Genomic DNA, 6934 nt, shown 5'->3' with positions numbered 1-6934 from the left:
CTGACGACTCATGGCACCTCCTATTTGGGCCTCATTATGAGGCTTGGAGGTGTCTACGAAACCAGGGGCGATTCAAAGAGAAGAGAAAGGTGCGGATCATTCAGTTATAGTCAAAAATCCAAAAAGGGGACTGATTTATTTTTCAGAAGATAAATCAGTCCCCTTTCCCACTCATCATTAGCGGGTGGAGAAGATGCACGTTAGGAGATGTATTCATCTGCGGGTGCTACGCTGCCTTAAGAGTAAAAAGGGAAGAATTAGTTACTGATAGATCTTTCCTTTTTGCCGCCAATTTTATACAGTCCCTAGCAGAAAATCCAATGAGCGATCTCTTGGCGGGATGCCGGGAATGCTTCTAATCAATGTGTCCATGGGGTTGTCCGGGTGCTCGTAACTCAGATGCTCATTGCGGGTAAATGCATCAATGAGTTTGGGCCGCTCTGATCGGTAGAACAGCGCCCTCTTCGAATAAACCTGAATCGCATGGTTACAGGCATCCACCTCATCGTCCGACAAAACTATGGTAGAGAGTCGAGGTTCGACCGTAAAGGAAGTAGGTTTGCTGATTATTACGCTGATCATTGGGGTGATAGGGGCAATAATTTTAGGGCTATGTGGAGGGTTTACGGTACCCGTTATATTATTGAAAAGGCCATCTCCATATATGAACTCCTTTCCCGATGAGAGCAGAACAGAAAATTTGGCGCCTGCCCCGATGTTATCCGAAATCATTCGCTGCGAATTCCGAATGTTTAAGCCAATTAGCGCATTTCTTTCAGGGGTTGGCAGTTCTCCCCTCAGATATTCTGCCACAGAAACAGCTGCCTCCCTGCTCTTGGGACTTCGGATAACTAGGGATACCACGCACTCAGTCAGAATCTTAAGCTGATCATCAGTGCATGGTTGGGGTAGAAAACGATCCCGTAACTGAAGATTGAGTAGTTTTTGACTTGTGAGAGTATTTAGCCAGGCAATTACCGATGGAAAATTGCCATCCGCTAGGTCAAATTCACGCTCGAAGCTCATATCCCAAGGTGAGCTATCTGCCGGGTTCCGACTGAGTTTTATGTGGTGTCCATTTCCAATCATAGCGAGTTGCGCAGGGGGGACACGCTTGCATGTCCCATCCGGAGTGATCCAATGCGCAAAGCCTTCAGTATCCGCCCAGTGTTTGGATACGCATCGCGGCCACCAGTGGTGACGCTCGGATTTCAATGTTTTCATTTGGATTCCACTGCTATCTTGATTTCACAGCCAGAAGTTACGCTTTCTATTAGAGTGTCCACTTCGCGTTAATGCTATGCCTTCATAGTCATAAAGAATTTCAGATTCCGTCAGTTTTGCATCTTCTGAGGGCATCCGTGTATTAATTATTTTGACTAGTTTTTGATAGTGATTATTTCTGGCTGGCGTACGTTGTACTTGATCCTTTTGGTACTGGTTGATACGTTAAGTGCTTAGTGCCGTGTGTTTAACATCTAAGGAACCCCGGATGCAAGAGCTGGAAGCACATTACATGGACTGTTCGTCAGCAACGGAAGCCCGGCTATCGCTGAGCGAGAACGAACTCCCACCTGGTACCGAGCCCATGCTACAGCACGTCCGCCAGGGTACCCTGCGTGAGATCGTGCAGGGCGAACAGCGTACACCAAGTAGCGATGAGGTCGTCAGCTGGGTGCGCAACTGTTATCGCGAGAATCCCCTTGTCGGCGACATTGCCCGTGCGATGTTCGTGATCAACGAAGACCTAGTGGTGGCCGACACCGAGTTGCCTATCCCCGACGAAGTACGGCTCGATCTTCAACGCCTGACGAAATTGAAGTTGGACCGCGATTTCTTTGTTTCCTCCACCTTCGAGGGGCAACCCTGTGGCGTACTCTTTAGGGGCTCGGAAATGGAAGAGGGCGGTGTTCTGTTTGAAATCACGGTTTTTGGGCGAGAAGGGCTAGCTGGTGAGGTGTGGCATTTGAACCTGCAGCTATCTAGTACTCGACCAGAACCCTTCATTTCCGTGTGTACGGGAGAGGGATGGATCCATTTTGAGCGAGAGAGCGCCCTGCAGGAGGCGCGTATCATGTTCCTGCTTCAATGTCTGTACCAGTACAAAAAATACCTATACCCAGTGCTGCCGGTGAAGTCGATAGTTGATGCCCGTAGTGACCGCCCCCGTGACAACTCGTATCTGGTGAAGCTCATCACCGAGGCGTACCGTGGGCAGGTCGCCTGTACGCGGGTACGGGTAGACCTGGCCTTGATGCATCCCAGGGACATCGATTACGCGCTACGTACCCCGGATGAGGAGATCAGCCGGTTCATCACCCATGCTAGAACCACCGACATCCTCTTGTACGAAGAGGACGGCGTGCTCGTCATGGATGACGACTATCTGGTCTACATGGCGTGCAGGACGCTCGGCCTCACGCGGGTGAACGCGGTGATCGTCGGCGCCTTTGATCAGCCCCTTGTCGAAGTACTAGAGGTAGGAGGGCGTGAGCTGATCCCGCCCGTGGGAGTCACGCGCCAGCAATATCGATCGCGCCGGGGCAGTGTTGACAAGCAGCACCTGCTGCAACGCAAGGTATCGGCGCTGCGCCCGAAGCTCTCTCAGTCGGCCAGGTTTCAGCGCAATTTCATTGAGCTGTGCCATCTACTGGGACGGGTCGGCACGCGTGAAAGAGATCTGCACAACTTTCTTAAGCGGCACACCCAAGTCCTGGATTCTCATGTGGCAGCGGTCCACAGCGAAGTTCGAATCGGCAAATATCGCGCGGACCTCGTGCTGAAATACCACCAGTCGGACAAGCGTGTGGTGCTGGTTGAACTCGAACCCCATAGCGCTCAGATCTTCACCAAGCGCAATAGCCTAAGGCACAAGGTGACCCACGCCGTGCAGCAGGTGCAGGACTGGATTAGGGAAATCCATAACAACGCAAGCAATCTACCTAAGTGGCTGGAGGGCAACTACACCGCGGAAGGGATGGTGGTGATCGGGCGGTCCAAGGACCTGACGCAGGAACAGAAAGATACCTTGATGATCCACAACGCCAAGTCCGACATCAAGATTCTCACCTACGACGACCTTCTGGAGCGTTTCCTGCGCTTGATCGAAGTGCTCGACAAACAGAGGGGTACAGCTTGTGAGTAAGTTTCCTAACCTCCCTACTGAGGCGCCGATCTAAAAAACTAAAAGCGACCATTTATAGCGGCAGCTACGGAGCGGTTGCTGCCGTTTTCGAATGGACAATCGGGAAAGGATAATCACTGTGCAGACTGCCCTCACAAAATTCCAGCTCATCAGGACCAGCCAAGCTTTCAGGGACAGATTCCAGATTCGATTCCATTGAAAGCCATAACTAGCTGATTTATTTATAGACACCTTATGAGGTACGGCAAAAAATCCACCAAATTCCAGCCCCTCGTGAACCGAAGCTTCACGGCGAAATACCGTCTGTCTGTCTCCGCACCACATCCAGCTCCACTGCATTGCGCTGAATGCTTTGGAAGCCCTCTAAACCGGCCTTATGGCTAATGCCAGTCAGTTAAGTAATTTGGGGCCGCTTTGCGACCCTTCGCGGGCACGCCCGCTGCCACAGGGATCGCGCATTTCTTGCGTTCACCGCCAAACGTGTGGGAGCGGGCGTGCCCGCGAAGGGCTGCAAAGCAGCCCCAGTAATTCTTAACTGACGGGCATTACCCTCCTGGCCGGTTTTTCGTCTCCAAGACCCTCCGTCGGGAACCAACTAAATCCCCAATAACCGGGGGTGTTTTTAGGGTTACAGCGTCTTTCCTGAATGGAGAGCGTACCCCAATGCCACGCCTAGCCACTCCGCTCAGCGACCTCAAATGCCGCACGGCCAAACCGAGTGATCGCGCCTACATTCAAAACCCGGCGCTCGATCTGGCCGGCTCGATTCAAGCGCCGCGCACCTTGCACCGTCCTGCACTCTCGCTGACCCGCCTTCCTGGGAGGTATGGCAGGGACCGGTATCTGTGCCTTTGTTCTGGGCGTCAGTACAGGCGGCCCTGGTGCGCTGGCTTGTGCTGTCGTCGGAGGCGCAGTGGGCGGTAAAGTCCTCGGAGATGGAGGGGGCAAGGCGGGCGAAATGTTTGGTGACTTTTTGTACGGCGAGGTATCGGAGTGAATGAAATTGAGCCTAGACTCATTGCGATTCTGATTCTTGCACCCATGATGCTTGCGATGGTCGTGCAGTGTTTCATCGCACATAAATACACTGAATACTACGAGTCGTTGCTAACGCGCTGTAGCTTCGTGACCGGTAATAAGACTACGTTTCAACATGCAGGTCTTTTGGGCAAGGTTATGCGTACGGGTTTGATCTCCATGGTGCTGGCCATACCTAGCATCTTCCTGCGCAGGGGGTTGATTGACTTCGATGAAGTCAAACGTTTCCCCTCAAGCATGAGGCGATTGTTGGTGAGCCTTTTGGTGATTCACATCCTCTTGGCCACCGCGCTGATTATTTTCACTTACACCTAGCCTGACCGCTTCTGCATGGGGCGCGGTACTGGCCAGCCCGATAGCGGTAGCCCCTGTGTTCGGGCATCTGCGGCCAGTCCGGCAAGCTGGCCTTTCAAACGGGAGAAACGCCATGACGAATAAAAACAACGATAACCGCCCTGTCTACCAAGCAGCGTGCCATTGCGGCACCGTGCGTTTCTCACTGCGGTTGACCGATGGCCTGGGCACGGCACGCAGGTGCAACTGCTCGCTGTGCCGTATGCGCGGGGCGGTAGCGGTGTCGGTGAATCTGGGCGATATCACGGTCACCCAAGGTGAAGAGGCGCTGACGCTCTATCAGTTCCACACCCGGGAAGCCAAGCACTACTTCTGCTCGAAATGCGGCATCTACACCTTCCACCAGCGGCGTTCCTCGCCAGACCAGTATGGGGTGAACGTTGCGTGTATCGAAGGGATGAGCCCGTTCGATTTTGCAGAGGTGGCGGTCAGTGAAGGGCGTGTTCATCCCAAGGATCGGGTGGGGGGTGGCGCGGAGGTTGCGGGGTGGGTGCGGTATGCAGCTAACCCGGCGTGTGATCAGGGCTGAGGGCATCGCCCATGTTCGCGTGGGTCTTCGGGATCTGGCTTTCGCCAACGGGGTAGGTGTAGGCCTTAAACCGCCACAGCCCAGCCCGTGCAGGCCAGCTCGAAAGGCACCAGACTGACGCCATAGCGGGTAATGAACGGCGAGTCCGAGGCTGGCAGTGGGGCCGCTTTGCGGCCCATCGCGGTGGCCAGATCTACTACCCGCCCTTGGCAGAAAAGCTGAGGGAGCGCGGCTACTGACGCCAGGGCATGTGAGCCAGGATAACTGGCTCACCCGCTCACCCGCTCACCCGGCTCAGCCCACCGCAACCGCCGCATTCAGCACCAACACCACGATCAACCCCACCACCGCCACGATCGACTGCACCACCGAGATGGTCTTGGTCGCTTCCCCCATGGTCATGCCAAACGACTCTTTCACCATCCAGAAACCGGCATGGTTGGCATAGTTGAAGAACAGCGAACCACAGCCGATGGACAGGGCCAGCAAGGGCAGGTTCAGGCTGGGGTCGGCACCTGCCAAGGGGGCCAGCAGGCCGGCAGCGCCGACGATGCCAACGGTGGCCGAGCCGGTCGACACCGACAGCAGCATGGCGATCAGCCACCCCAGAATCAACGGCGGGAATGCCGATTGCTGGGTCAGGTGCACGATGGCATCGCCAACCTTGGCGCTGGTCAGCATCTCCTGGAAAGCGCCGCCGCCGGCAATGATCATGATGATCGAGGCAATCGGCTTCAGGCTTTTGCCCAGCGCATCGCGCAACTGCTCGGCGTTGCCACCGCGCGCCAGTACCAGGCTGAAGCCTGCGAACAGCACGCCCAGCAGCATGGCGATCAGTGGGTTGCCAAGGAAGCTGGCCAATTCCAGCAGCGCATTGCCCTTGGGCAGCAGCATTTCGGCAACGGCATGCACCAGCATCAGGATCGCCGGCAGCAGCGCGGCCAGCATGCCGATCAATACACCGGGGCGGGGTTGGCCGTCGGCCTGCTCAGCCAGGGTGAACTGGTCCAGCAGTGCCTGATCGGGGCGGTTGCTCATGCGCCGGGAAATGAACATGCCGTACAACGGGCCGCCCAGGATCATGGCAGGGATCGCGGCAAGGAAGCCGTAAAGCATGGTCGGCCCAACCGAGGTCTTGAGCACGGCAATGGCGGTCAGTGGGCCAGGGTGCGGAGGGACCATGCCATGCATGGCCGCCAAGGCGGAAATCACTGGCACTCCCACGTACACATAGGCAGAGCCCTTGAAGCGCGCCTTGCCCTCCAGCTTGCGTGCCACGCTGAAAATCAACGGCAGCATGATCACCAGGCCCACCTCGAAGAACATCGGGATGCCGATGACGAAGGCCACCATCATCATCGCCCAGGGGATCAGCCGGTCGGGGGTGCGTTTGAGGATCACATCGGCGACCTGTTCGGTAACGCCAGCATCCGCCAGGATCTTGCCCAGCATGGCGCCAAGGGCAATCACCACCCCGACCGCACCCAGTGTCTTGCCAGCACCGGTGAGCAGGTGCGAAACGATACTGCCGGGTTGCATATGGGTCGCGAAGCCCACGCCAATGGACACCACCAGCAGGGCCAGAAGCGGGTGCATCTTCAGGCGCGATACGATCAGCGCCACCAGCACCAGAACACTGACCAGGGCGGTCAGCAACAGCTGAATATCTAAGGGAGTCATGCAAGGAGTCTCGGTTGGGCAGGCGCGTCAGCGGCAAACAGAAGGTGCAGGCAGGGCAATCAAATGTGCGGGCTGGCCAGCATGCAAAGGCATCGGGACGAGGAGTGCGATCATGGAACGATTCACCTTGTTATTTGGTCATCTATATGAATCTGGCCAGAGTATTTGCGGTCAACCGGGATACTGTC

5 protein-coding genes are annotated in these 6934 nt (G+C 55.8%); 3 read left to right on the top strand and 2 right to left on the bottom strand.

Features of this window, described 5'->3' with window-relative positions:
• Positions 1-294 precede the first annotated feature (294 nt).
• Entirely contained in the window at positions 295-1224 is a 930-nt protein-coding gene (locus QME24_RS12670) for a hypothetical protein (RefSeq protein ID WP_280091825.1), read from the bottom strand.
• 268 nt (positions 1225-1492) lie between these two features.
• Here QME24_RS12670 and QME24_RS12665 point away from each other — a divergent pair, with 268 nt between their 5' ends.
• The 3 genes from QME24_RS12665 (at position 1493) to QME24_RS12655 (ending at position 5066) form a co-directional block, all read left to right on the top strand.
• Positions 1493-3145 carry a Shedu anti-phage system protein SduA domain-containing protein gene (locus QME24_RS12665; protein ID WP_280091824.1) on the top strand — a complete coding sequence of 551 codons (1653 nt, stop codon included), beginning with the start codon at positions 1493-1495 and terminating at the stop codon, positions 3143-3145.
• Between the two features lie 993 nt (positions 3146-4138).
• Positions 4139-4498 carry a hypothetical protein gene (locus QME24_RS12660; RefSeq protein WP_192441643.1) on the top strand — a complete coding sequence of 120 codons (360 nt, stop codon included), beginning with the start codon at positions 4139-4141 and terminating at the stop codon, positions 4496-4498.
• 112 nt (positions 4499-4610) lie between these two features.
• Positions 4611-5066: a GFA family protein gene (locus QME24_RS12655; protein ID WP_280091823.1), complete on the top strand. Its 456-nt coding sequence runs from the start codon at positions 4611-4613 to the stop codon at positions 5064-5066.
• 294 nt (positions 5067-5360) lie between these two features.
• On the opposite strand, the gene QME24_RS12650 is transcribed toward QME24_RS12655, so the two are convergent.
• Positions 5361-6746 carry a gluconate:H+ symporter gene (locus QME24_RS12650; RefSeq protein WP_280091822.1) on the bottom strand — a complete coding sequence of 462 codons (1386 nt, stop codon included), beginning with the start codon at positions 6744-6746 and terminating at the stop codon, positions 5361-5363.
• Between the last annotated feature and the right edge of the window lie 188 nt (positions 6747-6934).

This window comes from Pseudomonas sp. PARCl1, from assembly GCF_947311875.1.
GTDB classification, from domain to species: Bacteria; Pseudomonadota; Gammaproteobacteria; order Pseudomonadales; family Pseudomonadaceae; genus Aquipseudomonas; species Aquipseudomonas juntendi.
This window is presented reverse-complemented; position numbering and strand designations above follow the sequence as displayed.

Excerpts from the sequence above, each read along its gene's own strand:
- QME24_RS12665 (WP_280091824.1), top strand. The coding sequence starts at position 1,493 with ATGCAAGAGCTGGAAGCACATTACATGGACTGTTCGTCAGCAACGGAA.
- QME24_RS12670 (WP_280091825.1), bottom strand. The coding sequence starts at position 1,224 with ATGAAAACATTGAAATCCGAGCGTCACCACTGGTGGCCGCGATGCGTA.
- QME24_RS12650 (WP_280091822.1), bottom strand. The coding sequence starts at position 6,746 with ATGACTCCCTTAGATATTCAGCTGTTGCTGACCGCCCTGGTCAGTGTT.
- QME24_RS12655 (WP_280091823.1), top strand. The coding sequence starts at position 4,611 with ATGACGAATAAAAACAACGATAACCGCCCTGTCTACCAAGCAGCGTGC.